General features: G+C 64.8%; 26 protein-coding genes, 1 tRNA gene and 1 pseudogene. 14 read left to right on the top strand and 14 right to left on the bottom strand.

Translation table 11 applies throughout. From position 1 onward, the window contains the following. Positions 1–19: 19 nt before the first annotated feature. On the bottom strand, positions 20–1,138 hold the full coding sequence (locus tag AC3IRM_RS07765; protein WP_489205621.1) for a dsDNA nuclease domain-containing protein: 1,119 nt from the start codon (positions 1,136–1,138) through the stop codon (positions 20–22). A gap of 131 nt (positions 1,139–1,269) precedes the next feature. Beyond that, positions 1,270–1,716 carry a helix-turn-helix domain-containing protein gene (locus AC3IRM_RS07760; protein ID WP_489205620.1) on the bottom strand — a complete coding sequence of 149 codons (447 nt, stop codon included), beginning with the start codon at positions 1,714–1,716 and terminating at the stop codon, positions 1,270–1,272. A 3-nt stretch (positions 1,717–1,719) separates the two neighbouring features. On the opposite strand from AC3IRM_RS07760, the gene AC3IRM_RS07755 reads away from it, so the two are divergent. Genes AC3IRM_RS07755 through AC3IRM_RS07745 form a run of 3 tightly spaced genes read left to right on the top strand, consistent with a single transcriptional unit; the run spans position 1,720 to position 3,176 of the window. Beyond that, positions 1,720–2,487, top strand: a complete 768-nt coding sequence (locus AC3IRM_RS07755; protein ID WP_489205619.1) for a hypothetical protein — start codon at positions 1,720–1,722, stop codon at positions 2,485–2,487. A 36-nt stretch (positions 2,488–2,523) separates the two neighbouring features. Next, positions 2,524–2,844: a hypothetical protein gene (locus AC3IRM_RS07750; RefSeq protein ID WP_489205618.1), complete on the top strand. Its 321-nt coding sequence runs from the start codon at positions 2,524–2,526 to the stop codon at positions 2,842–2,844. Between the two features lie 56 nt (positions 2,845–2,900). Then, positions 2,901–3,176: a hypothetical protein gene (locus AC3IRM_RS07745; RefSeq protein WP_489205617.1), complete on the top strand. Its 276-nt coding sequence runs from the start codon at positions 2,901–2,903 to the stop codon at positions 3,174–3,176. A gap of 262 nt (positions 3,177–3,438) precedes the next feature. On the opposite strand, the gene AC3IRM_RS07740 is transcribed toward AC3IRM_RS07745, so the two are convergent. The 6 genes and pseudogenes from AC3IRM_RS07740 to serS form a co-directional block, all read right to left on the bottom strand. Continuing rightward, positions 3,439–3,792: an H-NS histone family protein gene (locus AC3IRM_RS07740; RefSeq protein WP_489205616.1), complete on the bottom strand. Its 354-nt coding sequence runs from the start codon at positions 3,790–3,792 to the stop codon at positions 3,439–3,441. Between the two features lie 930 nt (positions 3,793–4,722). Further along, positions 4,723–5,658 carry a hypothetical protein gene (locus tag AC3IRM_RS07735; RefSeq protein ID WP_489205615.1) on the bottom strand — a complete coding sequence of 312 codons (936 nt, stop codon included), beginning with the start codon at positions 5,656–5,658 and terminating at the stop codon, positions 4,723–4,725. Positions 5,659–5,835: 177 nt separating this feature from the next. Next, a complete protein-coding gene (locus tag AC3IRM_RS07730) occupies positions 5,836–7,305 on the bottom strand; it encodes a DUF6538 domain-containing protein (protein WP_489205614.1) in 1,470 nt (489 codons plus the stop codon). An 82-nt stretch (positions 7,306–7,387) separates the two neighbouring features. Next, a tRNA-Ser gene (locus tag AC3IRM_RS07725) sits at positions 7,388–7,477 on the bottom strand. A gap of 175 nt (positions 7,478–7,652) precedes the next feature. Continuing rightward, positions 7,653–8,580, bottom strand: a pseudogene (locus AC3IRM_RS07720) (LysR family transcriptional regulator); the annotation flags it as partial. A 145-nt stretch (positions 8,581–8,725) separates the two neighbouring features. Continuing rightward, positions 8,726–10,006, bottom strand: a complete 1,281-nt coding sequence (gene serS, locus AC3IRM_RS07715) for a serine--tRNA ligase (RefSeq protein ID WP_489205613.1) — start codon at positions 10,004–10,006, stop codon at positions 8,726–8,728. A 137-nt stretch (positions 10,007–10,143) separates the two neighbouring features. Between serS and AC3IRM_RS07710 the strand changes: the two genes are divergently transcribed. Together AC3IRM_RS07710 and AC3IRM_RS07705 are read left to right on the top strand one after the other, a co-directional pair. Continuing rightward, positions 10,144–10,824, top strand: coding sequence for an energy transducer TonB (locus AC3IRM_RS07710; protein ID WP_489205612.1), 681 nt, complete (start codon positions 10,144–10,146; stop codon positions 10,822–10,824). A 78-nt stretch (positions 10,825–10,902) separates the two neighbouring features. Next, complete coding sequence (locus AC3IRM_RS07705) at positions 10,903–11,439, top strand: energy transducer TonB (RefSeq protein ID WP_489205611.1); 537 nt, start codon at positions 10,903–10,905, stop codon at positions 11,437–11,439. A 144-nt stretch (positions 11,440–11,583) separates the two neighbouring features. Here AC3IRM_RS07705 and aroA read toward each other — a convergent pair whose 3' ends face one another. From aroA to serC, 3 genes are read right to left on the bottom strand one after another with little or no spacing between them, the layout of a single operon-like run. Beyond that, entirely contained in the window at positions 11,584–12,897 is a 1,314-nt protein-coding gene (aroA, locus tag AC3IRM_RS07700; protein ID WP_489205610.1) for a 3-phosphoshikimate 1-carboxyvinyltransferase, read from the bottom strand. After that, positions 12,894–14,072, bottom strand: a complete 1,179-nt coding sequence (gene pheA, locus AC3IRM_RS07695) for a prephenate dehydratase (protein WP_489205609.1) — start codon at positions 14,070–14,072, stop codon at positions 12,894–12,896. Before pheA ends, aroA begins: the two co-directional genes overlap by 4 nt. Beyond that, entirely contained in the window at positions 14,065–15,165 is a 1,101-nt protein-coding gene (gene serC / locus AC3IRM_RS07690) for a phosphoserine transaminase (protein ID WP_489205608.1), read from the bottom strand. Before serC ends, pheA begins: the two co-directional genes overlap by 8 nt. Positions 15,166–15,297: 132 nt before the next feature. On the opposite strand from serC, the gene msrP reads away from it, so the two are divergent. Both msrP and msrQ read left to right on the top strand, forming a co-directional pair. Further along, positions 15,298–16,266 carry a protein-methionine-sulfoxide reductase catalytic subunit MsrP gene (gene msrP / locus AC3IRM_RS07685; protein ID WP_489205607.1) on the top strand — a complete coding sequence of 323 codons (969 nt, stop codon included), beginning with the start codon at positions 15,298–15,300 and terminating at the stop codon, positions 16,264–16,266. A 26-nt stretch (positions 16,267–16,292) separates the two neighbouring features. Beyond that, on the top strand, positions 16,293–16,940 hold the full coding sequence (gene msrQ / locus AC3IRM_RS07680; protein WP_489205871.1) for a protein-methionine-sulfoxide reductase heme-binding subunit MsrQ: 648 nt from the start codon (positions 16,293–16,295) through the stop codon (positions 16,938–16,940). Positions 16,941–17,039: 99 nt separating this feature from the next. Here the strand turns inward: msrQ and AC3IRM_RS07675 are convergent, their stop codons facing one another. Continuing rightward, on the bottom strand, positions 17,040–17,843 hold the full coding sequence (locus tag AC3IRM_RS07675; RefSeq protein WP_489205606.1) for an FHA domain-containing protein: 804 nt from the start codon (positions 17,841–17,843) through the stop codon (positions 17,040–17,042). Between the two features lie 104 nt (positions 17,844–17,947). Here AC3IRM_RS07675 and AC3IRM_RS07670 point away from each other — a divergent pair, with 104 nt between their 5' ends. Beyond that, complete coding sequence (locus AC3IRM_RS07670; RefSeq protein ID WP_489205605.1) at positions 17,948–18,220, top strand: polyhydroxyalkanoic acid system family protein; 273 nt, start codon at positions 17,948–17,950, stop codon at positions 18,218–18,220. 138 nt (positions 18,221–18,358) lie between these two features. On the opposite strand, the gene AC3IRM_RS07665 is transcribed toward AC3IRM_RS07670, so the two are convergent. Then, on the bottom strand, positions 18,359–19,072 hold the full coding sequence (locus tag AC3IRM_RS07665; protein ID WP_489205604.1) for a DUF8198 family protein: 714 nt from the start codon (positions 19,070–19,072) through the stop codon (positions 18,359–18,361). An 87-nt stretch (positions 19,073–19,159) separates the two neighbouring features. Between AC3IRM_RS07665 and AC3IRM_RS07660 the strand changes: the two genes are divergently transcribed. The 3 genes from AC3IRM_RS07660 to AC3IRM_RS07650 all read left to right on the top strand — a co-directional run bounded on the left by AC3IRM_RS07660 (position 19,160) and on the right by AC3IRM_RS07650 (position 22,183). Then, a complete protein-coding gene (locus AC3IRM_RS07660; protein WP_489205603.1) occupies positions 19,160–20,389 on the top strand; it encodes a patatin-like phospholipase family protein in 1,230 nt (409 codons plus the stop codon). A 70-nt stretch (positions 20,390–20,459) separates the two neighbouring features. Next, complete coding sequence (locus AC3IRM_RS07655) at positions 20,460–21,062, top strand: phasin family protein (protein WP_489205602.1); 603 nt, start codon at positions 20,460–20,462, stop codon at positions 21,060–21,062. 191 nt (positions 21,063–21,253) lie between these two features. Continuing rightward, positions 21,254–22,183: a restriction endonuclease gene (locus AC3IRM_RS07650; RefSeq protein ID WP_489205601.1), complete on the top strand. Its 930-nt coding sequence runs from the start codon at positions 21,254–21,256 to the stop codon at positions 22,181–22,183. A 36-nt stretch (positions 22,184–22,219) separates the two neighbouring features. Here the strand turns inward: AC3IRM_RS07650 and AC3IRM_RS07645 are convergent, their stop codons facing one another. Continuing rightward, positions 22,220–24,208 (bottom strand): SDR family oxidoreductase, encoded by a 1,989-nt coding sequence (locus AC3IRM_RS07645; protein WP_489205600.1) that lies wholly within the window; start codon positions 24,206–24,208, stop codon positions 22,220–22,222. Positions 24,209–24,349: 141 nt separating this feature from the next. On the opposite strand from AC3IRM_RS07645, the gene AC3IRM_RS07640 reads away from it, so the two are divergent. From AC3IRM_RS07640 to AC3IRM_RS07630, 3 genes are read left to right on the top strand one after another with little or no spacing between them, the layout of a single operon-like run. Beyond that, positions 24,350–24,607: an acyl-CoA-binding protein gene (locus AC3IRM_RS07640; RefSeq protein WP_489205599.1), complete on the top strand. Its 258-nt coding sequence runs from the start codon at positions 24,350–24,352 to the stop codon at positions 24,605–24,607. Positions 24,608–24,618: 11 nt separating this feature from the next. Continuing rightward, positions 24,619–25,245 (top strand): TetR/AcrR family transcriptional regulator, encoded by a 627-nt coding sequence (locus AC3IRM_RS07635; protein WP_489205598.1) that lies wholly within the window; start codon positions 24,619–24,621, stop codon positions 25,243–25,245. A 31-nt stretch (positions 25,246–25,276) separates the two neighbouring features. Then, complete coding sequence (locus AC3IRM_RS07630; protein ID WP_489205597.1) at positions 25,277–26,128, top strand: hypothetical protein; 852 nt, start codon at positions 25,277–25,279, stop codon at positions 26,126–26,128. The last annotated feature ends 30 nt before the right edge of the window (positions 26,129–26,158 follow it).

Genomic DNA, 26,158 nt, shown 5'->3' with positions numbered 1-26,158 from the left:
GCGAACCAACATTCGGAAATTAATTGGTGTTGGCTTCATAAAAGGCCATCATCGTAATGATTAGTTCCTGTTCGAGCGACAGACCGGCAATGCCATAGCCTGTCTCCTGTCTAGCTTTTTCTACCGCCTCTTCTGCGAGCCCCAAGAGGTTTTGATTCTCAAGGGTGACGTTCGCAAGGGCTGAGACCAAGATGCGGTAATCCTTCCGGAAGGCTGCGTCCAACGGACTTTGCATTCGTGAGAAGTAGTCTGGGTAAGCTGATCGCAGCCTCGCCCGTGTGGCCAGCGATACTCCGTCTCTGTGGAGTTCTGCCAGAACATGCCCCCAAGCGCCCGCAGAAGGGGCGACCAAGCAGGCGCTGTTTAGCATCAAATCGAACCCTTCTCGGTCAATCCCCTTCGACCTGCACACATCGGAGATCGTTCCAGACGGTCTCTTCGCAACCGTCCTCCTTCGCAACTCGTCAAAAAGTGTTCGATAGAAAATCTTGGGTCCGACGTTGGCGCCTACCCCGCTCTTCTCCAGAAATTCCGTAACAAGTCCCAAAGTGGCTTGGTCGTGCATGCTTAATGGGATGGGGGCGATAGCAACAGACAATCCCTCTTGCAAGATGTCGCCGAAGTCCTCTCCCAACTCATCTTTCAAGCACGCTCTGACGCCCTCCCATTCGTCGTTGCTCAAGGCATCGAAAAGACGCAAACCAACCTCTTCGTTGACAATACCTGCCGGCGGCGACTTAAAGCTGTAACCACTTCCGTGGTTTGTGACGAACTGAAAGTTGACTTGCTGTCCTTTAAGCTGAGCAGCCTTGGCACACAACCGACCCAAGATGGATGGCAGTAGGGAATCCTCGCTGCCCTTCTTCCTCGTGATCAGTTTCCTGAGGGTCCACGATTTTTCTTTGCTAGTCTTAATCTGATAAAAGACAGCTTTTGAGGGTTCATCGGCACAGTCGAGGACGGCAATGTCCTCGTGCAGCTCACAGAGCAGCACGTAGTTTCCGAGGCCTTGATGGAGACTCAGAAGCCGAGCTAAAGCCCAGTTCTTCTGATAGTCAAAACGATCGGACGCAATCGCACCGCCTTCTTCTGCCAACGGCGCAGAGGAAATGAAGTCTGCAATTGCGTTCGAACTCATCCCTAGTCCCTATTCGCCAGAAGTCTCCATCCGGCCCCCTGCTTGGATTAGAGGTAGGTTCACTACTTCTGTCAAGAATTGTCAGAAGCAAAGCAGCACCTTGAAAGCTAAAGCTGAAGCGGATCTACGGCTTAGGGCTTGTCCAAATTAGCCATCTCGCGCAGACGCTTCAAAGCCTCTTTTTGCCTGGGGGCTGGCAATCTAGACACGACCAAGATGACTTCAGCTAGCGTGTCTGAGGTGGCATAAAAATACGCCACGGGCAAGCCAAGGGCCTTGGCCAACGCTTCTGCTGTTGCAGGATCTGGATCGTGCTGCCCGGTCTCGTAGCGGCTCACTCGCGTGGCTCCCGAAACCGAATCGACCATGCCCATGCCCGCAGCCAACTGCGCCTGCGTCCAACCGCTGGCCAGCCGAGCACTGCGCAGGCGTTTGCCATAGACCGTCGAAGGGGTCTTGGGCTGAGGCATTGCTGAAATTGCACCAAAGCTGAATTCCCTTGGAGTCTGACGGTTGGACTCTGTCACTGCATCTGCGATTATCGTAAACGCCACCACGCCGGTGGTCCACAGGGGCATCGCATGAAGCACGCAACGCATGGAGCGCCGGTCGCGCTCATGGTCTTGGCACTCGCCACCTCGTCCGCCTTCGCCCAGGACGCGGAACAGAAGCCCGGGTTCCTCCGTCAGCTGGGCAACAGCCTTAAGGACGCCGGCAAGCAGATGGTCGGTCTCCCGGCGAACGCGGCAGGGAACACCTCGAGCGCCACCGGCAGCATCGCGCTCTACAACCCTTTGACCGGTGCCGGTCGTATCAACGGCCTTTTCAAGGCCGAAGACCACCAGCAAGCGCAGATGGGCCGACTGGAATGGCCCCGAGTCGCGCTGACGTTCAAGGAATGGGGCCCGAACTTGCAGTGTTGGACCGTCGAGGCGCGCATTTGGACGAACGCCACCGCGTCGACCACAGAGACGTTCCAGGCGTGCGCCGATGCGCCTTTGACCATCACGGATGACCTCGGCGATACGGCCGAGCTCTCCCACGCCGCACGGATCAAAGCCACGACCGATCTGATGGTCGGCCTGCGGGTCCGACCGAACAAGCCGAACTCGGGTGACCAACGGACCACCGGCCCGACCCCACCTCGCGAACCGTTCAACGTGCGCGTATCCCGCGCTGATGTGGCGCTGCAGGCCCGGAAGGTCGCGCTGAGCACCGCATGGGTCTCCGGCTTCCTCCGCGCAGAAGACCTCAATCCGGGTCCTGGCGGCATCCTCACCCCGTTCCGGGATACCCGCATGTGGATCGCGGGCTTCGACGGAGACGGAAACGGAAACCGCGACCGGTGATCGCCCCCTCTTGCCTCCACTGCCCAAGGACGACCCATGACCCTGCTTCGCCCCGCTCTGCTTGCCGCTGCCTTGCCCCTCGCTCTGTCCGCCTGCGGCGGTGGCCCGCCTTCTGAGTCAAACGCCCAGGCGGCTTTGGTGCGTCACGTCGAAACGGCGCTCGGAGAGAAGGGCGTGGTGCAACGGTTCGATGACTTCGGCATCGCAGGTTGCAGGGAGGACCAGACTTCCGATGGTTACCGGTGCGATGTGTCGGGCCAAGTAATCCTGCGTATTTCCGGCACAGAGCAAAGCCTGCCGCTCAGTGGAGCCGTGCGCTTCAGCAAGGCATCGGGCGAGTGGATCGCCCACCGCTAATCCAAGGAATCTATCTCATGTCATATGCCGCAAACCCCGCTTCCACGAAGCGGGTCATGACCCCCACCACCCGCTTCACCCTGTGCTTCTGCCTGTCCGTGCTGATGCTGGGTCCCTTCGGTCTCGTGGTCGGCCCGCTCCTGTCTCGCTATCTCCGTCGCCGAGCCGAGAGGCTTTACCCAGCGGAGGCTGGGCTCGCTCAGCGCGCCGACCTCGGCTTCAGTTGGGGCCAGATGATGCTCATCGCCGCAGCTGGCGTGATGGGCTTGGTGGGGGCCATGGTGTTGCTGCCCACATTGGCCTTCCTCATTCTTGGAAGCCTTGGAGGCTGAGTCCTCTCTTAAGGGTTCCTCGACCCCGTCACTACACGGCCGCTCAGGGCGGAGGGATTCCGGAAAGTAGAACCTCGGCCGCACTCAAGAAGCCCCGCTTGCGGGGCTTCTTTGTTCTCCTGAAGCTGCCATCCACGTGCTGAAAGCACGAAGCGTCATGGCTTGGGCTGGCACGCTCCAGTTGCAGATCAGAGCTGCGTAAACATGCTCGAGCAGGAGTCCGCACCGAGCAGGAGCAGCCCTCCTTCCGAAGAAGGTCTGCTCAGATTAGAAATTCCTCAAGCTTTGCGCCACGCTCAGTTAAGGCGTTTCTCAGCCAGACAGGCTGGAGCCCCCGCCCTGACCATGTCTGATCGGGGGCATCAGGATTGCGGTATTTCCGTGCGACCTTAGCGCCAGAACGCGACTTGGCGGGCGCCTTAGAAGACGGAGTAGCAGGAGCCGACGCTCCGAACAGTTCTGCAATGCTGTAGCCATGCGTCGCTGCAGCCGCCTCAAGCTTCTTGCGCACCACTGCGACCGGCTTACGCTTCTTCAGGAACTGCTTTCGCTTAGAAGCCTGCGTAATGAGCTCGGTGAGCTGCGAGGGGGAAAGGTCCGTAAGCAAAACTGCCATATCTGAGCGCCAAGTGGTGGGTTTCGCAGCTTAGCGCCCGCGATACTTAACGTCTAACACGGCAGGACCAACTGCCCCTCCACCCAAGGAGGCCAAATATGGCGACATCTCATCAGAGAGCAGCAGCCCGGCAAAAGGGGAACCGGGCCCGCACAGGAGAGAAGCTCGCTTTGCGGCGATCGGGGACGATCCTTGGGGAGGCCGTGGTCGATCGGATCCCGCGCTTGCAAGACGTGCGTTGCTGCAATAACCACATACTTCACTGCCGCGCATTCCTTGGCAATCAGACTCGTCTATTAACGGGTGTAGGAAAAGGACGAGCCCGAGGACTGCAGCCCTCCTTAAGAAAGCGTGTTGCTTGCGCACCGGGGCTGCAACCAATGAGATCGGGCAAGCTGTGGTCCGGGATCCCGGTTCGGATAGGCGGCAGATAAGGCTCTTCGCGACCGCTGCCGTGAGGGTCTCGCGGGATTTTTGACTCCGCTGCAGACGTGGCTTTTATCTTCTGGGAGCCTCGACGGCTGAAACTTCCGCCGTGCACTTTCAGAGCACTGCCGCGCCAAGACAGAAAAAATCTAACCGTGCTGTTTGGCTGTTCACCTCAGATCGCCCACCGGACTGGCGCTGGATTCCAATCTGCTGAGGCTCTAGTTAACGCCGAAAACATCCTCTCTTGACATAAGCCCGCCGTGGGATAGGTTACGTCACACCTCAGTAGCTAGCAGCAATGGACACCAAAACTCCATCCACGCCCGACCAGCGATCTATCACCAAAAGAATTTGGCTGACTTCTTACACATATGCGCTGACGCACATGGATCCAGCAGCATCATGTGAAATGGCTAACAAAGCTGTGTCTATCTACATAGAACAATGGGGCTTGTTAACTGCTGAGCAGAGTCAACATCTTTCCGTTTTCCAAGAGAATGATTAGCCCCCTAACTTAGGGCGCCGCCCTCCCCCACTCGCAAAGCTACTGTAGGGCCTAGGCTTCTTTCTAGGAGAAGAATACAGGTCACTTTTCGGATCCATGAGCAGCTTTAATTCTTTTGTTGAACTTATCACCTTGAAAAAGCTGCCGCTATCCGAAAGGACAACGGCGAATATTGACTCTTCTTCACCCTTCCAGTCTTCCACTAAGCAATTCACATAGATCTGAAATTTTTTCAAAGGCAGCCCGACCCTTAGCTTCCTCTGAACGGTCCGAGCGCTTGAAGATATGAAAACCTTCATGTCCTGCTCTGAGAATATATCTGACAGGCCAACGACTTCTGAGGCGACCGCATCTTTCGACCCGCCCCTCAGAAATCCAAAATAGTTACCTGACCAAGGCTTTATAAACCCTTCGCCTTCATCTCTGCTCTCCGCAAAATATCTTGCACACGCAGGGACGTATGACTCAAGGACAATTTCTCCAAGCTTATCTTGATCGTTTTCCCACTCATCCCAGTATGCGAAATGGTGTGCAGCGAACGAGTGCAAGAAGAATTGAGTCAGCATGTCACGATCCTCGGCGACCTGCCCTCCTTGACCACCTGAGCAGAGAATTTCCAACTGCTCCCACTTCGAAGAAAGCGACTTGTAAGCTAGCTTGTTACTCAGACCATCCTTGATTCGCCATTCCGAAGATATACCAGCCCTAGATCCTTTAACTTCAATCAGGTAATAACGCTCTTCAGCAGAGTAGAGGACATCGCCTAAGGTAGACTCAGCCGACCCATCAAGCTTTAAGAATCCGGCTGGGGTAAGAGACGCTGGGATGTTTCCAGCCCTGCGACAATTCAACCATTGAGCGTCTCGAAGCGCGATAACGATAGTGTCTTCCCAAACTCGGCTCACACCCTTCTCCCTAGACCCGACGTCCACTTCTCAGAATTCGATCATACGGGTTGCGACAGCTACATGGCCCCGACCACATGTGGCGGGTAGTCAACCAATCGCCGGCGTCATGAACTAGCAACCCATTCCTGTGAGTCGCTAGACTGGCAGGACACAACAACAGGGCAACCGCCCGGTTTGCGTCTCGTTGGGAAAGCAAGGGGCTTAGGTCGAAACCGATCCTTGCAGGCTTACGAACTCCAGTCCGTATTCAAGGGATTTAAGGCCCGGCGAATGCGGCCCTAGTCCCTCTAGCTTCTCCTTGGTGGAGAAGTCTCGGCTGTAGGTCGCGTGATGCTCATCGTCTAACTCATGCCCCACGAGTTGCGCGCGAAGCTCCGATACGACGCCAACGCCCTGTAGCTCTTGAATCAGCGTCTTTCGAAGAGAATGAAAACCGCGCTTTCCTGGCCCCCACCCCGCCCCCACTTCCGCCAGATGTCGGCTGAAAGCCTTAGAGATCCAATTGCCCTGGCCGTTCTTTGCGTCTGCCTTTGCCGCGGGAAACAGGCGCTGATGGCCCGCCCTGCGTCGACCCTCGACCCAGGCCAAGAACCCGAGTTCGAGCAGCTTGGGATGAATTGGCACCGTGCGCAGGCTGACATCGGTCTTCACTTTCTGATGCTCACCTTCATCGGATACGCGGATGCACGGGATACCGTCCTCCTCAATGATGTCGTTGGTGAGGAGCTGGCCCACCTCTGACGCCCTGGCGCCTGTGTAGAGCCCGATGAGCGACGCCCAGCGGGCGGACTCAGACAGCTTTCCGAAGGCAGCTGGCGCGAACAGTGCTTGGATCTGCTCTCGATCGAACGCCTTGAACCCGAGCTTCCTGCGGGCCCGCTTCTCACGTGCCGAATAGCTGACGTGGCCGCTGGCCGGATTGTCGCCTTTCGGGTAGTAGCCCGATGCCATTGCCCAGTCGAAGAAGCCCGCCCGTCCGCCGATGTAGCTCTGTTTGTTCGTGAGTGTGGGCGTCGAGGCCCCGGCGGCACGCATCGACTGATACCAGCGCGCCAGATCCGATCGAGTGATGCTCGCAACCCGCGTTTTCTCGCCCAGGAACTGGACGAGCGCTTGGACAGCAGTCTTTTTGATCGTGTAGGTTTTGGGAAGCGTGCTGCCCTTGAGCGTCGCGAGCCACGCGTCCCGGGCTTTGCCTAATTGGATGGGCTCCAAGCCGGTCCGGGATGCGGCCGAAGTCGACGCCGGCACGATGCCATCCACGAGGTCCTGGAGCGGGTCATCGCCCACCCGCCGCTGTTGGACTGCTCGGAACAGCCGAACGTCCTTTTCGTCGTCGATCTGCCACCGCTCGCTTACGGCGCCATCCGGCCCTACGGTCCGATGAAGGGTCAGGTCACGCAAATTGTTGGCGCTGCTCAAACGCTCGACCAGCGCGTCCGCATCATCCCTAGACAGCTTCGCCACGCGTTGATCCCTCAACCGCTCGAAGAGTCGAGCATAGCCGGCCGCGAGCAGGACAGCACGCACCCGAGCCTCCGGCAAATCAGCCGTGCGAAGGGAGCGTTTGAGGAGGCGGCATCCCAAGATGCCTTGAAGATCGGCCGGAACGCGCTGGCGAAACGCCCAACGTCCCGAAGGGGAGCGGCTCATGTGGTGAGGAATTCGCATCGGGTTGTGACCCGATTTGTGTCCTGATTCGCCAACCCCTATATCGCAATTTATCCAATTAAATCAGATAGATGCGTCAGATTGGCGGAGAGAGTGGGATTCGAACCCACGGAAGGTTTGACCCTTCGGCGGTTTTCAAGACCGCTGCCTTAAACCACTCGGCCATCTCTCCGATGTGCCCCGCTTCGTCACCGGCGCCGCTGACGCGGCGTCGGCCGTTCGACCAATCACCATTCCAGGGATGCCATGCGCGAGCACATGGGATCCGCGGTATCACGCCATTGTCGCACGCACAGCGGCAGTGGAGATACGCGGCGGCGGGATGTCCCCGGGCATCGGCTTCTTCTCGCAGTTGCGGCAGTCGAGGCTGGACGCTTCGATCAGCGGCGGGAGTTTTTCGGCAAGGAAGTCGATGAAAACGCGCACGGCCGGCAGCAGCCCCCGACGTGATGCGAACACCGCATGGGCAATGCCCTGCGGCAGGTGCCAGTCCGGCAGCACCACCTCGAGTTCGCCATCTCGCACGGCTTCTGCGCATAGCGTTTCAGGCAGCATCGTAATTCCGAGACCTTGCTTGGCCAGCGCCATCAACATCGGGAAATCGAAGCCGGCGACGCGCGGCTTGAGTTCGACACGGCGCGTCGTGCCGTCGTTGGCCTGCAGATCCCAGCGCTGCTTCACTTCGTCCTCGCCCATGCTCATCGTGGTGTGCTGGTCGAGTTCGTCAGGATCCTTCGGGCGGCCCATGCGGTCGAGATAACCGGGGCTGGCGACCAGCAGTTCCTGGATCTGGCCGAAGCTGCGCATCACCAGGCTGCCGTCGTCGTCGAGCTTGGACCGCACGCGCACCGCGACATCGAAGCCTTCATTGATGACATCGACGCGGCGGTTGCTCACATGCAATTGCACACGCACCTGCGGATAGCGTGCGAGGAACTCGGGCAGCATCTTCGGGATGGACTGCTGGGCGATGCTCACCGGCACACTGACACGCACCAGCCCGCGCGGCTCGGCGCTGAGCCGGTCGACGACCTCGCGCGCAGCGGTGGCCTCGGCCAGCATCGACTGTGCGTGGCGGAAAACGCTCTGACCGACATCGGTCACGGCGAATCGTCGCGTCGAGCGCTGCAGCAGGCGCACGCCCAGCTCGGTTTCAAGCTGGCTGATGCGACGGCTCAGGCGCGACTTCGGGATGCCAAGGGCGCGCTCGGCAGCGGCAAACCCCCCGTGCTCCACGACCATCGCGAAGTAATAGAGATCGTTGAGATCCTGCATGGGACGGCCTCACTAACGGAACGATGCGCGGTATTCCAGCACCTTTATCCCAGATACGCAACACAGCCCCTCTATCGAGCCGATAGGGTCCAACGATGGAGCCCGTTGCACGAAGTCCCGTGCACTGCAGACGGGTACAGACGCGTCAATCGAGATGCGCGAGCCCGGCCATATAGGGGCGCAATACCTCCGGCACCTCGATCGTACCGTCGGCCTGCTGATAGTTTTCCATCACCGCGATCAGCGTGCGGCCGACCGCGAGACCCGAGCCGTTGAGCGTGTGCACGGGCTCAGGCTTGCCGGATTCGGGATTGCGCCAGCGCGCCTGCATGCGCCGCGCCTGGAAGTCGCCGGTGTTCGAGCACGAGGAAATCTCGCGATAGGTTTCCTGCGACGGCAGCCAGACCTCGAGGTCGTAAGTGCGCCGTGCTGCGAAGCCCATGTCGCCGGTACACAGCAGCAGCCTGCGGTACGGCAGACCGAGCTTCTCCAGCACGGTCTCGGCGCAGCGGGTCATGCGCTCGAGTTCGGCGTCGCTTTCCTCGGGCCGGACGATCGACACCATCTCGACCTTCTCGAACTGGTGCTGGCGGATCATGCCGCGGGTGTCGCGGCCATGGCTGCCGGCCTCCGAGCGGAAGCACAGCGAGTGCGCGCTCATGCGCAGCGGCAGGCGGTCGGCCTCGACGATCGTGTCGCGCACGATGTTGGTCAGCGGCACTTCCGCGGTCGGAATCAGATAACGCGTCTCGTCGCCGAACGGCGTCGCGAACAGGTCGTCCTCGAACTTCGGCAACTGCCCGGTACCGCGCATCGTGTCGGCATTGACGATCAGCGGCACGCTGGTCTCTTCGTATCCGTGCTCGCTGGTATGCAGATCGAGCATGAACTGCGCGAGCGCACGATGCAGACGCGCCAGTTTGCCGCGCAGCACGGTGAAGCGCGCGCCGCTGAGCTTGGCCGCGGTCTCGGCGTCGAGCCAACCATGACGCTCGCCGAGTGCGACGTGGTCGCGGACCTCGAAATCGAAAGTGCGCGGCGTGCCCCACCGCGACTGCTCGACGTTGTCGGATTCGTCGCGGCCGACCGGCACGCCGGCATCTGGCAGGTTCGGCACGCCGAGCACGATCGCCTCGATGTCGGCCTGGATCTCGAGCAGACGCGCTTCGCTGGCCTTGAGTTCGTCGCCGAAGCCGGCGACTTCGGCCAGCAGCGGCGCGACGTCCTCGCCCTTGGCCTTGGCCTGGCCGATCGCCTTGCTGCGCGTATTGCGCAGGTTCTGCAGCTCCTGCGTGCGCACCTGGATCTGCTTGCGCTCGGCTTCCAGCGATTCGATCCGCGACACCGGCAACTCGAACCCGCGGGTCTCGCGCAGGCGCGCGGCGGTATCGGTGAGGTGCTGGCGCAGGAGACTGGGATCGAGCATGACAGGGCTTCGGCTTATCGATAACGGGATCCGCATTATCGCCCGGATCTTCGCCGGGCGCGTCCGATGCGTGCGTGCACCGGGCGGCGCGCATGAGGGCGTGTGCAAGAATGCGGCGCCACGTCGAGGAGCCCGCCATGTCCGCGTCTTCCACACCACGTTCCGTCCGCTTGCGCCGCAGCTTGCGCGAGGTCATGCCGAGCGGACGGGCATGGTGGTTCGTGGCCGGCGGCTGTGCAGTGGGCGTGCTGTCGTTCGCGCTGCTGTGGTTGGCGCGTCCGTCGACGGACACCGACGCCGGCGGTGCCAACATGTCCGCAGCCGCCGGCGATCCCGCAACGGCGCCGCTGCCGGCGCCGCTACCCGCTGCAGCCAGCGCCGACCGGGGATTCGACTACGCCAGCCCGCAGGACCCGCGTGTGCCGGTGCGTATCGATGCGCACGTGCCCCAGGCCACACCGGCGCCCGCGCCCGTTTCGGCGCCCTTGGCGCAGGAGCAGGTGTCCGCGTCGCCTGTCACGACCGCTGCGGCGGACCTGCCCGACAGTGTGCCGCGCCCGGTGTCGGCCCAGCAGCCCGAATATCCGCGCGCTTCGATGCAACGCGGCGAACGCGGCGACGTCGTGCTGCTGGTCAAGGTGGGGGTCGACGGGCGGGTCGACAGTGTCGATATCGTCAGCAGCAGTCAGCATCGCCGGCTCGATCGGGCTGCGGTTACCGCAGTGCGGCGATGGCGCTTCGAACCGGCAGTGCGCGATGGGCAGGCAGTTCCCGGCGAGCTTCGGATTCCGTTTTCGTTCGAGCCGGCAGGCGGCTGACGGCAGGGCCACCACTCCACATCATGTCCACATCTTGCGTGGGAGGCTCGCAACTCCCATTCAGCAAGGAGTGCGGCCATGAACGACCCGATGCAGCGCCCCATCGATCCGCCACCGCAAGACCCGCCGCGCAAGGGCTCCAGCCCGCTGGTGTGGATCCTTCTGCTCGTCGTGCTCGTTGCCCTCGGCTGGTATGCGCTGACCCAGCGCGGGACGACCGACACAGCCGAACTGCCGCCGACACCGGTCATCGACGATCCGGCCGCCCCGCCTGCCGAGCGTGAGCCCGCCACACGTACGACGCCGCGCGCCGACACGGCATCCGCGCGCCCGGCGGATCGCGAAGCACGTCCGCTCGCGCAGCCGGAAATCCCGTATCCGCCTGCTGCCGCGCGCAGCCGCGAGGAAGGCTCGCTGATCCTGCTGGTGCAGGTGGATGCGAATGGCAATGCCACCGACGTGACCGTGGAGAAACGCAGCGGCTCGCGTGATCTCGATCGCGCCGCGCAGCAGGCCGTGCGTGACTGGAAGTTCGAACCGGCGATCCAGGGTGGCAAGCCGACCGCGAGCACGGTCCGCGTGCCGATCGACTTCACGCTGCAGGATGCGGGCTGATCCATCCATCTTGAAGCGCGCTGAACGCAGAACGCCCGCATCTCCGGATGCGGGCGTTTCCGTCTGGAGCTGAGGTGCTGTAGGGCGCGCGCTCGCGACGGGACTCACACAAAAGCCGTTCGCGCGCGAGCGCTCGCCTGAGGGTCAGCCGGTACGCAGCGAGAAACCGGTCGCCTCGGCCATTTCGAGAAAGCCCGGGAATGATGTCGCGACATTCGCCGTATCGCCGATGACGACTTCGCCACGCGACCGCTGACCGGCGATCGCGAACGACATCGCGATGCGATGGTCGCCGTGACTGTCGACGCGACCGCTGCCGACGCCATCCGTGCGCCCGGTGATCGTCGCGCCATCCGGCGCTTCCTCGATGGCGACATCCAGCGCGCGCAGGCCCGCGGCCATGGTCGCGATGCGATCGGACTCCTTGACCCGCAACTCGTGCGCGCCGGTCACACGCGTCACGCCCGATGCGCAGGCCGCGGCGACGAACAGCGCCGGAAACTCGTCGATCATGTCCGGCACGTGCTGCTCGGGCACGTCGATGCCGTGCAGCGGCGCGTAACGCACCCGCAGGTCGGCCACGGGCTCACCGCCCTCCTCGCCCGCATCGGATTCGACGATGTCGGCGCCCATCAGGCGCAGCACGTGCAGCAGGCCGGTGCGACGCGGGTTCATGCCGACACGGCGCAGCAGCAGATCGGAGCCGGGCACGATCGACGCGGCGACGAGGAAGAACGCGGCCGACGAGAAATCCGCCGGCACGCGCACGTCGGTCGCACGCAGACGGTGTCCGCCGGTCAGGCGGGCGATGCCCGGCGCGAAGTCGATCGGCCAGCCGAACGCGGCGAGCATGCGCTCGGTGTAGTCGCGCGTCGGGCGCGTCTCGTGGATGACGGTCTCGCCGCCGGCGTAAAGGCCCGCGAGCAGCAGGCAGGACTTGACCTGTGCGCTGGCGAGCACGTTGTCGAAGTCGATGCCGGTCAGCGGCGTGCCGCCGTGTACATGCAGGGGTGGCACGCCGCCCTCACCGGTGTCGATGCGCGCGCCCATCGTCGCCAGCGGCTCGGTGACGCGGCGCATCGGCCGCTTCGACAGCGACGCATCACCGATCAGCGTGCTGTCGAAGCGTTGACCCGCGAGCAGGCCCGCAATCAGCCGCATACCGGTGCCGGCATTGCCGCAGTCCAGAGGACCGTCGGCCGCGCGCAGGCCATCGATACCGACGCCGTGCACGATGCGCACGCCAGGCGCCGGCGTTTCGATCGCCACGCCGAGGCGACGGAAGATCGCCTCGGTCGCGCGCGCGTCCTCGCCTTCGAGAAAGCCTTCGATGCGCGACGTGCCGTCGGCGAGCGCGGCCAGCATGATCGCGCGGTGCGAAACCGACTTGTCGCCCGGCACCCGCACTTCGCCCCGCAACGGCGCACCCGGCGCCGCGATCCACGATGCCTCGCTCACGGCACGGCGACCGGATAGGAGCCAAGCACGCGCACCTCGCCCGCGAACGCGTCGATCTCGCCGAGCGCGTCCTTCAGCGGCGATTCGTCGACGTGGCCGTTGACCTCGATGAAGAACGCGTACTGCCACAGCGCACCATGTGCGGGGCGCGACTCGATGCGATTCATGCTGATGTCGCGTCGCGCCAGCGGTTCAAGAATGCGGTACAGCGCGCCCGGCTGGTCGCGGATGAAGACCATCAGCGAGGTGCGGTCGTTGCCCGACGTCGGAAACGCGCCGCGGCCAATGACCAGGAAGCGCGTGGTGTTGTCGCTGCGGTCTTCGATCGGCCCGGCGAGCACCTGCATGCCGTAGACATGCGCGGCGTTCTCGCCGGCGATCGCTGCGGCGTCGTCGGACTTTTTCGCCCGGCGCACGGCTTCGGCATTGCTGACCACCGCGTGCTTCTCGACGCCCGGCAGGTTCTCGCGCAGCCACTGCTTGCACTGCGCCAGCGACAGGCCGTGCGAATACACGCGCTCGATGTCCTCGATACGGCCGGTGCGCGACAGCAAATACTGGTGCACGCGCAGTTCCACTTCGCCGCAGATCTTCAGCGGCGAGGTCAGGAACATGTCGAGCGTCGACTGGATCGTGCCCTGCCCCGAGTTCTCGACCGGCACAACGCCGAAATCGGCATTGCCGGCGGCGACCTCGTCGAATACTTCCTCGATGCTCGCCAGCGGCAGGCCCTTGGCCGAATGGCCGAACTGCTTGTGCACGGCCTGCTGCGAGAACGTGCCTTCCGGGCCGAGGTAGCCGATCTTCAGCGGCTCCTGCTGCGCGAGACACGCGGACATGATCTCGCGGAACAGACGCACGAGTTCGGTGTCCGACAGCGGACCGTCGTTGCGGTCGACGACACGGCGCAGCACCTGCGCCTCGCGCTCGGGCCGGTAGTAATCCACGGCCGCGGCGAGCTTGCCCTTGGCCTTGCCGACCTGGCGCGCGAACTGCGCGCGCTCGGCGATCAGCGTCTGGATCTGGCGGTCGATGCCGTCGATCTGCGCGCGCACCGCGTCGAGATCCGGCCTGGCGACACCCGCGGTGGCCGCGGCTTTCACCGCGTCGACCTTCGCAGCCGCCGGTTTCTTCACCCGCGCGGCGACCGGGGTCTTCTTCTTCGAATCAGCCATGGGTCTTCTGGAAATCCTGCATGTACGCCACGAGGGCACGGACGCCGTCGACCGGCATCGCGTTGTAGATGGACGCGCGCATGCCGCCGAGCACGCGGTGACCCTTGAGCCCGATCAGCCCGGCTTCGCGCGCGCCGTCGAGGAACGCGGCATTGCGCGCCTCGTCGGCGAGGAAGAACGGCACGTTCATGCGTGAGCGCACGGCGACGTCGATGTCGTTGCGGTAGAAGCCGCCCGAGCCGTCGATCGCGCCGTAGAGCAGTGCCGACTTCTCGTCGCTGCGGCGGTTGAATTCCGGCGTGCCGCCTTCGTCGAGCATCCAGCGGAACACCAGGCCGGCCACGTACCAGTTCCAGGTCGGCGGCGTGTTGAGCATCGAGTCGTTGGCGAGCTGCGAGCTGTAATTGAAGATGTCGGCGCGCGGCTGGCCGGCGCGCTCGAGCAGGTCGCGGCGCACGATGACGACCGAGATGCCCACCGGCCCGAGATTCTTCTGCGCGCCGGCGTAGATCACGCCGTAGCGCGAGATGTCGATCGGCTCGGACGCGATGCTGGAACTGAAGTCGGCGAACAGCGGCACGTTGCCGGTATCGGGCGCGGGCTCGCCCCAGGCCGGGCGGTACTCCACGCCGTGGATGGTCTCGTTGGCGGTGATGTGCACGTAGGCCGCGCCGGGCGTCAGCCGCCAGGATTCGCGCGCGGGAATGGTGCGATAGCCGTCGGCCTCGCCGCTGGCGGCGATGTTCACCGAGACCGCCGGCGTGAGCTGCTTGAGCGCGGTCTTGCCCCAGTGGCCGGTGACGATGTAATCGACGGTGTCGCCCTGGTTCGCGAAGTTCAGCGGCAGTAGCGCCTGGGCCGTCGTCGCGCCGCCCGGGAGGAACAACACGGCATAGTCATCCGGCACACCGAGCAGCGTGCGAAGATCGGCTTCGGCGCGCGTGGCGACCTCCATGAACTCCGGGCCACGGTGGCTCATCTCGACGATCGACGCGCCGGCATCACCCCACTCCAGCATGTCCGCCTGCGCCTGTTTCAGCACGCTTTCAGGCAGGGCCGCCGGTCCCGGGGCAAAGTTGTATGCACGCGCCATTGAACACTCCACGGAACGGATTTCGGGGCCGGCAAGTATGCCGCAGCGCAGCAGTTTGACGTGCATCCGATGGTTGCGCTGGCAACGTATGTCACTGGTCCACAAGAGGCGCGTCGCGCCGAGGAGCCCCACATGTCATTGCGCGATGCGTTGCGGATCAGGGAGTCCGAAGTCACCGACGAAACCGTCTACCGCGACCGGCGGCGTCTGCTCGCGCTGATGGCCGCCGCGCCCGCGCTGTCGCTGGCGGGATGCGCCGACGCCGAGCCGCCGCCGGCATCGACCACGCCGGTCACGCCCGCCCAGGCGCGCAGCGGCTTCCGCACCGACGAGCCCCTGACCCGTTTCGAGGACATCACCAGCTACAACAACTTCTACGAATTCGGCACCGGCAAGGGTGATCCGTCGAGCGCCGCGAAAACGCTGCGCACCTCGCCGTGGACGATCGAAGTTGGCGGCGAATGTGCCAAGCCGGGCCGCGTGTCGTTCGAGGACCTGCTGCGCGGCGTCGCGAACGAGGAGCGCATCTACCGCCTGCGCTGCGTCGAAGGCTGGTCGATGGTGATTCCGTGGAGCGGCGTGCCGTTGGCGTCGGTGCTGCGCAGGTTCGAACCGAATGCCAACGCGAAGTACGTCGCCTTCACCACGCTCGCCGATCGCGAGCAGATGCCCGGCCTGCGCTTCCGTTCGATCAACTGGCCCTACCGCGAAGGCCTGCGCATCGACGAGGCGATGAATCCGCTCGCCTTCCTCGCCACGGGCCTGTACGGCAAGCCGTTGCCACAGCAGAACGGCGCGCCGCTGCGACTGGTGGTGCCGTGGAAGTACGGCTTCAAGAGCATCAAGTCGATTGTCGCGATCCGCTTCGTCGAACGCATGCCCAGCACCGCGTGGAACGATCTGCAGCCATCGGAGTACGGCTTCTTCAGCAACGTCAATCCGGCGGTCGATCATCCGCGCTGGAGCCAGAAGACCGAGCGGCGCATCGCAGGCACCGTCAACCGTCTGCGCGCCAACCGCATCGACACGCTGCCCTTCAACGGCTACGCGGACCAGGTCGCCTCGCTCTATTCGGGCATGGATCTGCGCAAGTGGTACTGAAAGCCGCACCCGCGGCACGCCCGGCGATACCGCCGGCGATCATCGCCGGCAAGACGCTGGTGCATCTGGTGTGTCTGGCGCCGCTGGCCTGGCTGGGCTGGCGCGTCTGGCAGGTGTTGGGCGGCACGAACTTCGACGTACTTGGCGCCGAGCCGGTAGTGACGATCGAACACGAGCTCGGCATCGGCGCGCTGCGCCTGCTGCTGATCACGCTGGCGATCACGCCGCTGCGCCAGATCACCGGCTGGGCGACGGCGCTGCGGTTCCGCCGCATGCTCGGGCTGTACGCATTCGTCTATGCCAGCCTGCATTTCGGGGTCTGGCTGGCGCTGGATCTGGTCGGCGATCTGTCGCAGGTCGCGACCGAGATCGCGCGCCGCCCGTTCATCACGGTGGGCTTCCTCGCGTGGCTGCTGCTGGTGCCGCTCGCGATCACGTCGACCAAGGGCTGGATGCGACGCCTGGGCCGCAAGTGGGGACAACTGCACAAGGCGATCTACCCGATCGCCGCACTCGCGGTGCTGCATTTCTGGTGGATCGTGAAATCCGACTGGCGCGAGCCTGCGCTGTATGCCGGGATTCTCGCGGCGCTGCTGGGCTGGCGGGTGTGGAAGGCGATGCAGCGTCGACGTGCCGTCAACGCTTCCGGCCGCGCCGCAATGCCCAAACGATGAGGAGCACCACGGCGACGGGGACCGCGATGACGCCGAGTACGATGACCCAATGCCAGATGCTGAAACCTCCGATCGCGATCTCTCCGAGTGGGTTGCGGGTCAAGCCGCCCCGAACAGCAGGAGTGCGCTGAGCAAGCCTGCAATCACCGCGGCCGCCAGCAATAGCCACGGCAATGGCAGACCGCCGCTCCGGGGCGCCGAAGACGCGTCGACCAGCGCCTGAGGTTCCGGCGCGCGGTCGTAACCGGCGCTGCGTCCGGCGCGTGCGGGCGCCTCGATGACAAAGCGGTGGTGCGCGTCGAACACGACCTGGTCCCCGGCCTGCAGCACAGCGTCACGCATCGGCTCGCCGTTTACCACACTGCCGTCGGCCGAGCCGAGATCGATCAACCGCACGGCACCGCCTGCGCGTTCGAGTCGTGCGTGGCGATCCGGGAAACCCGGCTCGTCAATGCGGATGTCGGCTTCGGCATGACGTCCGACCAGACGCGGCCGGTCGAGCGTGAAGCTGCGGCCGTGATACCGACCGCCTACGCCCCGCAGCACGATGCGCAGGTCGGCCTCCGCAGCATCCATGTCGTCCAGCCCGTCCGCAGGGAAGGTTTCCGGAACAGGCGTCGTCGACACCAGCCGCAGCTCCCGGCCGTCGACGAAGATCGCGTCGCCGGTACGCAACATGGCCATGCGCCGCACCTGGCGACCGTTGACGTGCACGCCCTGCACGCCTTCGGTGACCGTCAGCCAGACACCTCGGCGATCGACGCAGAAACGAACGCTCGGTTCACCGCCTTCTGAAACAGGTGCCAACGCACCCGTGCGCCCGCGGCCGATACCGTGCACGCCGATGTCGAGCGGCAGTTCGGGTTCGTCCGGTGTGGGGAATCGCAGCTTGAGCGCAGTCATGCGGCGGCAATCTAGCACGAGGCCGTGCAGCTGCACGCCGTCACTTGGTCACCGCGCCCCGTCGACGCACAATGCGCGTCCAACGACAACCCGCGGAGCCTCGCATGGCCGGTATCGACATCACCCATCCCCACTCGCTGCCGCCGGCCAAGGCCCGCACAGCGGTCGAAGCCGTCGCGAAGAAACTCTCCGAGCGCTTCGACATGAAGTACGGCTGGGACGGGGACACGCTCAATTTCAGTCGTTCGGGCGTCGACGGCGCGATCGCGCTGCTGCCGGAAAGCCTGCATGTGACCGCCAAGCTCGGCTTCCTGCTGTCGGCGATGCAGGGCCCGATCGAGGCCGAGATCCGTCGGGTACTGTCCGAAAAGTTCTGATTCCTGCGAGACATTTACGCAGCAGGCAGCGCTCACGCTGGCCCGAAGGACGTTCACTGCTGCCCCTGCAACCGGCGGGGCGATGCTGTTCCTGGACGTTGTTCGCGAAGTCGCGCCCAGCATGGACCGGGAAGACGATCAGAGGGTGTACGGATCGGGATGTCCGGCAAACAGGCGCCGCGACACCTCGCCCTCGTCGCGTTCGATCTCGGCGACGAACGCATCCGGATCGCCCAGCGCCTCGAACGCGCCATAGCCGCGTTCCAGGAACCCCTGCAGTTCGGTCAGGCCCGCGAGCCGGGCCGGACCGCGCGAGAACGCCAGCAGCGCGGACACGCCGCGCATCTTCAAGGCATTGCCGAACCCACGGCCCACGCGCCCGATCAGGCGCACCTGGCGCCGGCGCAGACCCGCGCGACCGACGTCCCGGTAGGCCTCGGCATACAGCGCGTCGTCGAGCTTGCGTCGCCGTGGTGCCAGACGCTGCAGCGCCTCGACCATGTGCAGATCCAGTGCCTGGCTCAGCGCGCCGAGTTCAATGGCGTCCGAGACGGTTTCCAGCAAGCGCGCGGGCAACAGCCTTCGCATCGTCGGCAGGATCCGGGCGATATCGGCATCGCGCCGGGTGAAGTCGCGATCGCCGTAGACATCGCCGAGGAAGAAGTTCGCCGCCGGTGCGCGCGTCGGGTCTTCGAGGAAATGGGCGAAGCTCACGCGAAGCCGCGCGGCCTGCCAGCGCCGCAATTCGGTCAGCCAGTGCGAGCGGGCGCGCGGATCGAAGTCCGGGTCGTGCAGGGCCTGATGCCACGCCAGCCGTCGCGCGAGGCGGGCGGAAATGTCGGTTGCCGTCATCGGCGCATCTTCGACGCTGAAGGCGTCTGGAGCAATCCTTCAACACCGGCTGGCTAGACTCGGGCGGACTGACCTCCAGGCCTCGCCATGCTGTCGTTGCATCCCGCCCGGCACCGTCGCAAACGCACGTCGACCCGCGCGCCGAAGATCGGCCTCGCCATCGCCGGTGGTGGGCCGATCGGTGCCATGTACGAACTCGGTGCGCTGCGTGCGCTGGACGAGGCACTCGACGGCCTCGATCTGACACGTCTCGACAGCTACGTGGGCATCAGCAGCGGCGCGTTCCTGGCGGCGGGTCTGGCCAACCGGCTCGACGTCGAAGAGATGTGCCGCGCCTTCATCACCGGTGACAGCGACGATCTGGCCTTCCGCGCCGAGGACTTCCTGCGGCCGGCGTTCGGCGAGTATGCGCGCCGCATCGGTGGGTTGCCGCAGCTGGCGTTGGACTGGAGCCGCGGTCTTCTGCCGGGCGCCACCCGCGCCGCGCTGTTCGGGGGCGTGGTGCCGACCGGCGTGTTCGACAACAGCGGCGTCGAGCGGTTTCTGTCCGACGTGTTCTCCAGACGCGGCCGCAGCAACGATTTCCGTGCACTCGATGCGGCCCTGCATGTGGTCGCCGTCGACCTCGACAGTGGCGAAGCCGTGGTGTTCGGCGCCGGCGAACTGGCCGACGTGCCGATCTCACGCGCGGTGCAGGCCAGCGCCGCCCTGCCCGGCCTGTATCCGCCGGTGCGCATCGACGGTCGCGATTACGTCGACGGCGCGCTGCGCCGGACGATGCATGCGTCCGTGCTGCTGGAACGCGATATCGACCTCATGCTCGGTCTGAACCCCTTGGTCCCCTACAGCGATCGCCCGAGTGGCGCGGGACCGCTCGCACGTCGCAGCCGTCCCTTGACCGATGGCGGTCTGCCGGCCGTGCTGTCGCAGACCTTCCGCACGCTGCTGCAGTCGCGCATGCAGGTGGGGCTGGCGAAATACGCCCAGCAGTATCCGGATGTCGACCAGCTGGTGTTCGAGCCCGGCGATGGGGCGTCGGAACTGTTCTTCCTCAATGCCTTCAGCTTCTCCACGCGCCATCGCGTATGCGCGTTGGGGTATCGGCAGACGCTGGACGATCTGCGCAATCGCGCCTCCGAACTCGAACCGGTGCTCGGCGCGCATGGCATCCGGTTGCGCCCGGAGATCATCGCCGACGTCGATCGCACCCTGTTCGATGGCCTGCCACCACAACGCGAGCGCCGCACCGAGGCCACCGCACGCCTGCACCGCGCGCTCGACGATATCGAGCGCATGATCGACATGCCGCCGCGCTGAGCGATGGTGTGAAATTCCAGATCGCCGCGCGAGGCTGCGATCGTCCTGTTCACCACGTCCGGAGACACCGATGGCCACGTTCAAGAAGACCGCGAAAAAAGCCACCAAGAAGTCCGCACCGCGCTCCAGGCCCGCCAAGGGCGATGCCGCAAGCGGCGAAGTACTGTCCAAGTCGATCAGCGAATCCGCGCAGCAGATCTGGCTGGCCGGCGTCGGCGCGTTCGGCCGCGCGCAGGCCGAAGGCACGCGCCTGTTCGATGGCCTGATGAAGGAAGGCGCAAGTCTGGAGAAAACCGCGCGCGCCTATGCCAATACGCGTGCAGGCACAGTCCGCAACGTGGTCGAAACCGGCGTCGGCCAGACCCGCGATCGCGCGGCCGACACCTGGGACCGGCTCGAGAAGGTGTTCGAGGAGCGCGTGCAGCGTGCACTGGTCAAGCTCGGCGTGCCGGGCCGGGACGACGTGCAGTCGCTCAGCAAGCGCGTCGATGCGCTGACCGCGGCGTTGCAGGCCAAGAAGTCCGCGCCGGCGCGCAAGGCGGCGAAGGCACCTGCGAAGAAATCATCTGCGAAAAAGGCCCCCGCCAAGAAGGCCGCGCCGCGCAAGGCGGCGACGAAGTCTGCGAAGACACCAGCGAAGCGTGCGGCGAAGAAGGCTGCGAACGCGGGTTGATCGTTGGAGCGTTCGATAGTTCCACTCAAGGAGCGCTGGCGATTTGTCGCCTGACCCGTTGTTCCAGCGCTGAAGGTTTGCCCCCACCCGACCCTCCCCCGCTAGCGGGGGAGGGCTTGAAGCAACGGTTCGCTCCGATCTGACGCTGATCGAGCGTCGCGCTCGGGTATCCTGCCGCCCAGCAAGCGGACATGGACACCGGCATGACCACGCAGTGGATCGCCGCAATCGGGGTGGCGATCGCCATCGGATGCGCGGCTTCATTCTATTTCCTCACATTCCAGCGCCGACGCGACGAAGCGGCGGCGGGGATCGTCGCGCTGTCGGCCATCTCATGGCGCGGGTTCATCGGCATGGTGCTGCAGGCGCTCCGCCGACGCGGCTATGTGCAGGTGGTGGATCTGGAGGATGTATCCGGCGACCGCGACTACATGCTCGAGCGTGACGGCGCGCGCTGGCTGCTGTCCTGCAAGCACGCATCGACCTATGTGCTGGGCCGCAACGCGGTGCAGGCGCTGTCGAGCGAGGTGCTGCTCAAGAGCGCGGCCGGTGGCCTGCTGGTGACGCAGGGCAGGATCGATGCCGAGGCCCGCGGCGCGGCCGGCAAGCAGCGTATCGAACTGCTCGACGGTGCGACCCTGTGGCCCGAACTGCGCGATCTGATGCCGGCCGGCGAACTCGATGCGATCCGCGCACAGACTGGCGCCGCGGCACGCCAGCGTGCGCTGCTGGGCTGGCTGTTCGCGCTGCTGGCCGGCGTGGCGGTGTTTCTCGCGATGCCAGATGCCCCGCCTGCGGCCAACGTGGCCGGTACGCCGCCGTCAACCGAACCTGCGCCTGCCGCGCCGGTCCGTATCGAAGCGCCGCCGCATGCGCCCATTGAAACCCAGCGCAGTGATCTGTCGCGCGCGCTCGGCACCTTGCCCGATGTCGACCGCGCGATCTGGGCGACCGGCTCGACGCTGCAGATCTTCGTCGCCCGCGTGGACGATCAGGCTAGCGTCGACGCGATCTGCGCGCTGGTGCTGCGCCATCCCGACCTGACCTCGTCGCGCCTGCAGCTCACGCCGCCGCCGGGCAGCGGGCAGCCGACCCGCTTCCTGCAGTGCCGGAGCTTCTGAAGCGCCGGCAGCGCGTGTGCCCGCGACCTGCGGGCGTTACCAGTGCACGCCGCGCATCATCGCGGCGAACGCGATCTGTTCCTGGCTCGGCGTCTCGTCGCGCAGCGCGGAGCGGTCGCCCTTCGAGGCGGCCGAATCCGGGAACAGTTCGAATGCGGTGCTCATGACGATCTCATAGGCCTTCGGCGCGACCGCGTTGACCAGGGCGGCGAACACGCCCAGACGCGTGGTGATGCGGCTGGGCTTTTCGATGATCGCCTTGACCAGCAGACCGGCCGCTTCATCCGGCGTCAGCGTCGGCACGCTGTCGTACATCTTGGTCGGCGCGATCATCGGCGTCGCGACGAGCGGCATGTTGATCGTGGTGAAACTGATGCCCTTGCCCGACAGCTCGCCCTGCGCGCAGCGGCTGAACGCATCCAGCGCCGCTTTCGACGCCACATACGCCGAGAAGCGCGGCGAGTTCGCCAGCACACCGATAGAACTGATGTTGATCACGTGACCCTTGCGGCGCTTCGTCATCGACGGCATGAACCCCATGATCAGGCGCAGGCTGCCGAAGTAGTTGAGCTGCATGGTGCGTTCGAAATCGTGGAAGCGGTCGTAGCTGAGTTCGATCGAACGCCGGATCGAGCGGCCGGCGTTGTTGATCAGGATGTCGACATGCCCGTGCTCGGTCAGCACCTGCTGCACCAGACGGTCGCAGTCGGCCAGATCGGCGAGATCGGCCGTGTAGGCGAACACCTTGCCACCGGCTTCGCGCATCGCATCGCGCGCGGCGAAGAGTTCTTCCTCGCGACGCGCGACGATCACCGTCACCGCGCCAGCCTCGGCGACGCGCTGCGCGGTGGCCAGACCGATGCCCGACGAGCCACCGGTGATCACCACGACCTTGTTGCGCACCTTGCCCTTGAGCGTACGGTCGATGAACAGATCCGGGTCGAGGTGGCGCTCCCAGTAATCCCACAACCGCCACGCGTAATCCTCGAGCTTCGGCACTTCGATGCCGCTGCCGCGCAGCGCGCGTTCGGCCTCCCGGTTGTCGAAGCGCGTGGGATAGGTCACGAACTTCATCACCTGTTTCGGAATACGGAAATCGCGTAGCAGCATCCCGACGAAGCGCCGCACCGGCGGCAACGCACCCACGGCGCCCCGGATCGAAGGCGGCACGAACGCGAACATCCGCGCGTCCAGGCGCATCGTCATCTCCGGCGCATGGCCGGCGCGGCAAAACAGGTTCAGCACCTCGCCCACGCGCAGCGGCTCGGGATCGGTGAGATGGAAGGTGTGGCCGTCGAGCCGCGGCTTGTGCGCGATGTGGTCCATGGCGTCGGCGACGAAATCCACCGGCACGATATTGATGCGCCCGCCTTCGATGCCCAGCATCGGCATCCACGGCGGAAACACGTCGCGCAGCTTCTTGATCAGGGTGAAGAAGTAGTACGGCCCGTCGATCTTGTCGATCGCGCCGGTCTTCGAGTGGCCCACCACCATCGCCGGGCGATAGATGCGCCACTTGATGCGCGTCTCGCGGCGCACCAGCCCCTCGGACTCGTGCTTAGTCCGCAGGTACGGATCGTCGAGCCCTTCGGCTTCGGCATACATGTCTTCGCGGAAAATGCCCGGATACAGGCCCGCCGCGGCGATTGAACTGGTGTGGTGGAAGCACCCGGCTTCGAGTGCTGCGGCGAGATCGAGCGCGTGCCGGGTACCGTCGATGTTGGCGGTGCGCTGCGCGTCCAGCGACGCGGCGAGGTCGTAGAGCGCAGCGAGGTGGAAGAAGTGCTTCACCTTCCCCTTGAGCGCGCACAGCTGTGCGGCGGACACACCGCAGCGTTCGGCGGTCATGTCGCCCTCGACCACGACGAGGCGTTTGGCGTCCCAGTCGAGATCGCGCACCAGCGCGTCGAACTTCTTGCGCGAGTCCTTGCGGATCAACACATGGATCGTGCCTTTGCGCTTGAGCAGGTTGCCCACGAGGTGACGCCCGATGAAGCCGGTCGCACCGGTCACGAAGTAAGCCATCGCATCCCTCCACGCCGCCGCGGTACCGGGCGTCGTTCCCGTGGCTACGGTGCCAGAGCGGGCCACGGCCCACAATCGACCGCGGTTGATTCGCCGCGACGACGATGCTGTGATGGCAACCGGCTCCCGGGAGGCTCCACGATGTCCGATGTGACGCAGGCATTCGAAGCAGCCGCGCAACGCGTGCAGGCACTCGACGCACGGCCCGACAACGACACGTTGCTGCGGCTCTACGCGCTGTACAAGCAGGGCTCGGAAGGCGACGTGCGTGGACCGAAGCCGGGCTTCTTCGACTTCGTCGGTACAGCCAAATACGAGGCCTGGGGCAAGCTCGCCGGCACGCAGCGCGATGTTGCTATGCAGCAGTACATCGCGCTGGTCGACTCGTTGGCCGGCTGACCGGCGCGTCGATGGCACGCGATACCCGGCAACGGATCCTCGACTGCGCGCTCGCGATGTTCAACACCCAGGGCGAACCGCGGGTGACGACGAACCACATCGCCGATGAGCTCGACATCAGCCCGGGCAACCTCTACTACCACTTCCGCAACAAGGACGACATCATCGAGCAGTTGTTCGCGGGCTTCGATGCCCGTATGGACGACGCGCTCGTCGTGCCCGATGGACGGCTGCCGGAACTGGAAGATATCTGGCTGCAGCTGCACCTGGTGTTCGAGTGCATCTGGGACTACCGCTTCCTCTATCGCGACCTGCTCGAGATCCTCAGTCGCAACCGGCGTCTGCGCGTGCGCTTCTCGCGCATCCTGCGCCGCGCCAGCGAACGCGCGCACACGGTGATCGCGGGGCTCGCCCGCGCCGGCATCCTGCGCGCCTCGCCCGCGGAGATCGATGCGGCGGCGACGAACCTGATCGTCGTCGCCACCTTCTGGCTCAACTACAGCGCCACGCGCGGCGACCGCGACGAGCAGGTCGCGATCCGCGAGGGCATCGTGCAGGTGATGATGCTGCTCTCCCCCGCGTTGCGCGATGCCGAGCGCGTGCACCTCAACGCGCTGGTCCAGGCCTACACCCACTGACGGCGCAGCCGCGCCACTTCGAGAGACCACGATGGCCAAGTCCGCATGGGCGCCCTTTCCCCACCCGTCCGACGCATTCGCGTATCCCGGCGACGCCCTGAAGAAGGCCTGGTCCCGCCTGCACGCCGGCGATGTCGAACCGTTTCCCGATGCGAAGCGCGCGCAGGTGCTGATCGATGCCTCAGGCAAGGCTGCGCCGAAAGGTCTCGACGCCGCAGCCCTCGCGAGCGCACTGCAGGACGCCTGGCGCGCCTTCCATGCCGGCGATTTCAAGGCCGCCTTCGATGCCGGCAGCGCGCTCGGTCCCGCCGGCGCGTCGGTCGCGGTCAAAGCGCTGGGCATCCACGCCACGCATCTGGTGACCTCGGACGCCGAACAGCTCAAGCGCTACGAGCAGGCAGCCGCGCTCGCCGAAACCGCGATCGCCGCCTTGCCCGACGATGCCAACAGCCATTACCGACGCGCCTACGCACTGGGCCGCTACAGCCAGGGCCTGAGCATCGCCAAAGCGCTCAAACAGGGCATTGCCGGCAAGGTCCGCGATTCGCTGCATACCGCGCTCGAACTCGCGCCCAAGCACGCCGAAGCGCACACCGCGCTTGCGCTCTACCACGCCGAGATCATCGACAAGATCGGTGCGATGATCGGCGGCCTGACCTATGGTGCGAAGGCAGCCGAGGCCGAATCGCATATCGCGACCGCGCTCAAGCTCACCCCGCACTCCCCGATCGCCCATATCGAGCACGGAAACGTATTGATGCTGCTGTATGGCGAGACGCAGGAGGCGGCTGCGGCGGCTGCGTACGAGAAGGCCGCCAGGCTGAAGCCCGCGGATGCGATGGAAGCGCTGGACGCAGCGTACGCGGGCGAGCAGATCGAGTGATGGCGGTCGTCGCTTCAGAGGCGTGGCCGA

The organism is Luteimonas sp. KH_071, from assembly GCF_057838005.1.
Note: the sequence above shows the minus strand (reverse complement) of the source record. Positions and strands in the feature narration are given on the sequence as shown.

Excerpts from the sequence above, each read along its gene's own strand:
- AC3IRM_RS07765 (WP_489205621.1), bottom strand. The coding sequence starts at position 1,138 with ATGAGTTCGAACGCAATTGCAGACTTCATTTCCTCTGCGCCGTTGGCA.
- AC3IRM_RS07760 (WP_489205620.1), bottom strand. The coding sequence starts at position 1,716 with ATGCCCCTGTGGACCACCGGCGTGGTGGCGTTTACGATAATCGCAGAT.
- AC3IRM_RS07755 (WP_489205619.1), top strand. The coding sequence starts at position 1,720 with ATGAAGCACGCAACGCATGGAGCGCCGGTCGCGCTCATGGTCTTGGCA.
- AC3IRM_RS07750 (WP_489205618.1), top strand. The coding sequence starts at position 2,524 with ATGACCCTGCTTCGCCCCGCTCTGCTTGCCGCTGCCTTGCCCCTCGCT.
- AC3IRM_RS07745 (WP_489205617.1), top strand. The coding sequence starts at position 2,901 with ATGACCCCCACCACCCGCTTCACCCTGTGCTTCTGCCTGTCCGTGCTG.
- AC3IRM_RS07740 (WP_489205616.1), bottom strand. The coding sequence starts at position 3,792 with ATGGCAGTTTTGCTTACGGACCTTTCCCCCTCGCAGCTCACCGAGCTC.
- AC3IRM_RS07730 (WP_489205614.1), bottom strand. The coding sequence starts at position 7,305 with ATGCGAATTCCTCACCACATGAGCCGCTCCCCTTCGGGACGTTGGGCG.
- serS (WP_489205613.1), bottom strand. The coding sequence starts at position 10,006 with ATGCTCGATCCCAGTCTCCTGCGCCAGCACCTCACCGATACCGCCGCG.
- AC3IRM_RS07710 (WP_489205612.1), top strand. The coding sequence starts at position 10,144 with ATGTCCGCGTCTTCCACACCACGTTCCGTCCGCTTGCGCCGCAGCTTG.
- AC3IRM_RS07705 (WP_489205611.1), top strand. The coding sequence starts at position 10,903 with ATGAACGACCCGATGCAGCGCCCCATCGATCCGCCACCGCAAGACCCG.
- pheA (WP_489205609.1), bottom strand. The coding sequence starts at position 14,072 with ATGGCTGATTCGAAGAAGAAGACCCCGGTCGCCGCGCGGGTGAAGAAA.
- serC (WP_489205608.1), bottom strand. The coding sequence starts at position 15,165 with ATGGCGCGTGCATACAACTTTGCCCCGGGACCGGCGGCCCTGCCTGAA.
- msrP (WP_489205607.1), top strand. The coding sequence starts at position 15,298 with ATGTCATTGCGCGATGCGTTGCGGATCAGGGAGTCCGAAGTCACCGAC.
- AC3IRM_RS07675 (WP_489205606.1), bottom strand. The coding sequence starts at position 17,843 with ATGACTGCGCTCAAGCTGCGATTCCCCACACCGGACGAACCCGAACTG.
- AC3IRM_RS07670 (WP_489205605.1), top strand. The coding sequence starts at position 17,948 with ATGGCCGGTATCGACATCACCCATCCCCACTCGCTGCCGCCGGCCAAG.
- AC3IRM_RS07665 (WP_489205604.1), bottom strand. The coding sequence starts at position 19,072 with ATGACGGCAACCGACATTTCCGCCCGCCTCGCGCGACGGCTGGCGTGG.
- AC3IRM_RS07660 (WP_489205603.1), top strand. The coding sequence starts at position 19,160 with ATGCTGTCGTTGCATCCCGCCCGGCACCGTCGCAAACGCACGTCGACC.
- AC3IRM_RS07655 (WP_489205602.1), top strand. The coding sequence starts at position 20,460 with ATGGCCACGTTCAAGAAGACCGCGAAAAAAGCCACCAAGAAGTCCGCA.
- AC3IRM_RS07650 (WP_489205601.1), top strand. The coding sequence starts at position 21,254 with ATGGACACCGGCATGACCACGCAGTGGATCGCCGCAATCGGGGTGGCG.
- AC3IRM_RS07645 (WP_489205600.1), bottom strand. The coding sequence starts at position 24,208 with ATGGCTTACTTCGTGACCGGTGCGACCGGCTTCATCGGGCGTCACCTC.
- AC3IRM_RS07640 (WP_489205599.1), top strand. The coding sequence starts at position 24,350 with ATGTCCGATGTGACGCAGGCATTCGAAGCAGCCGCGCAACGCGTGCAG.
- AC3IRM_RS07635 (WP_489205598.1), top strand. The coding sequence starts at position 24,619 with ATGGCACGCGATACCCGGCAACGGATCCTCGACTGCGCGCTCGCGATG.
- AC3IRM_RS07630 (WP_489205597.1), top strand. The coding sequence starts at position 25,277 with ATGGCCAAGTCCGCATGGGCGCCCTTTCCCCACCCGTCCGACGCATTC.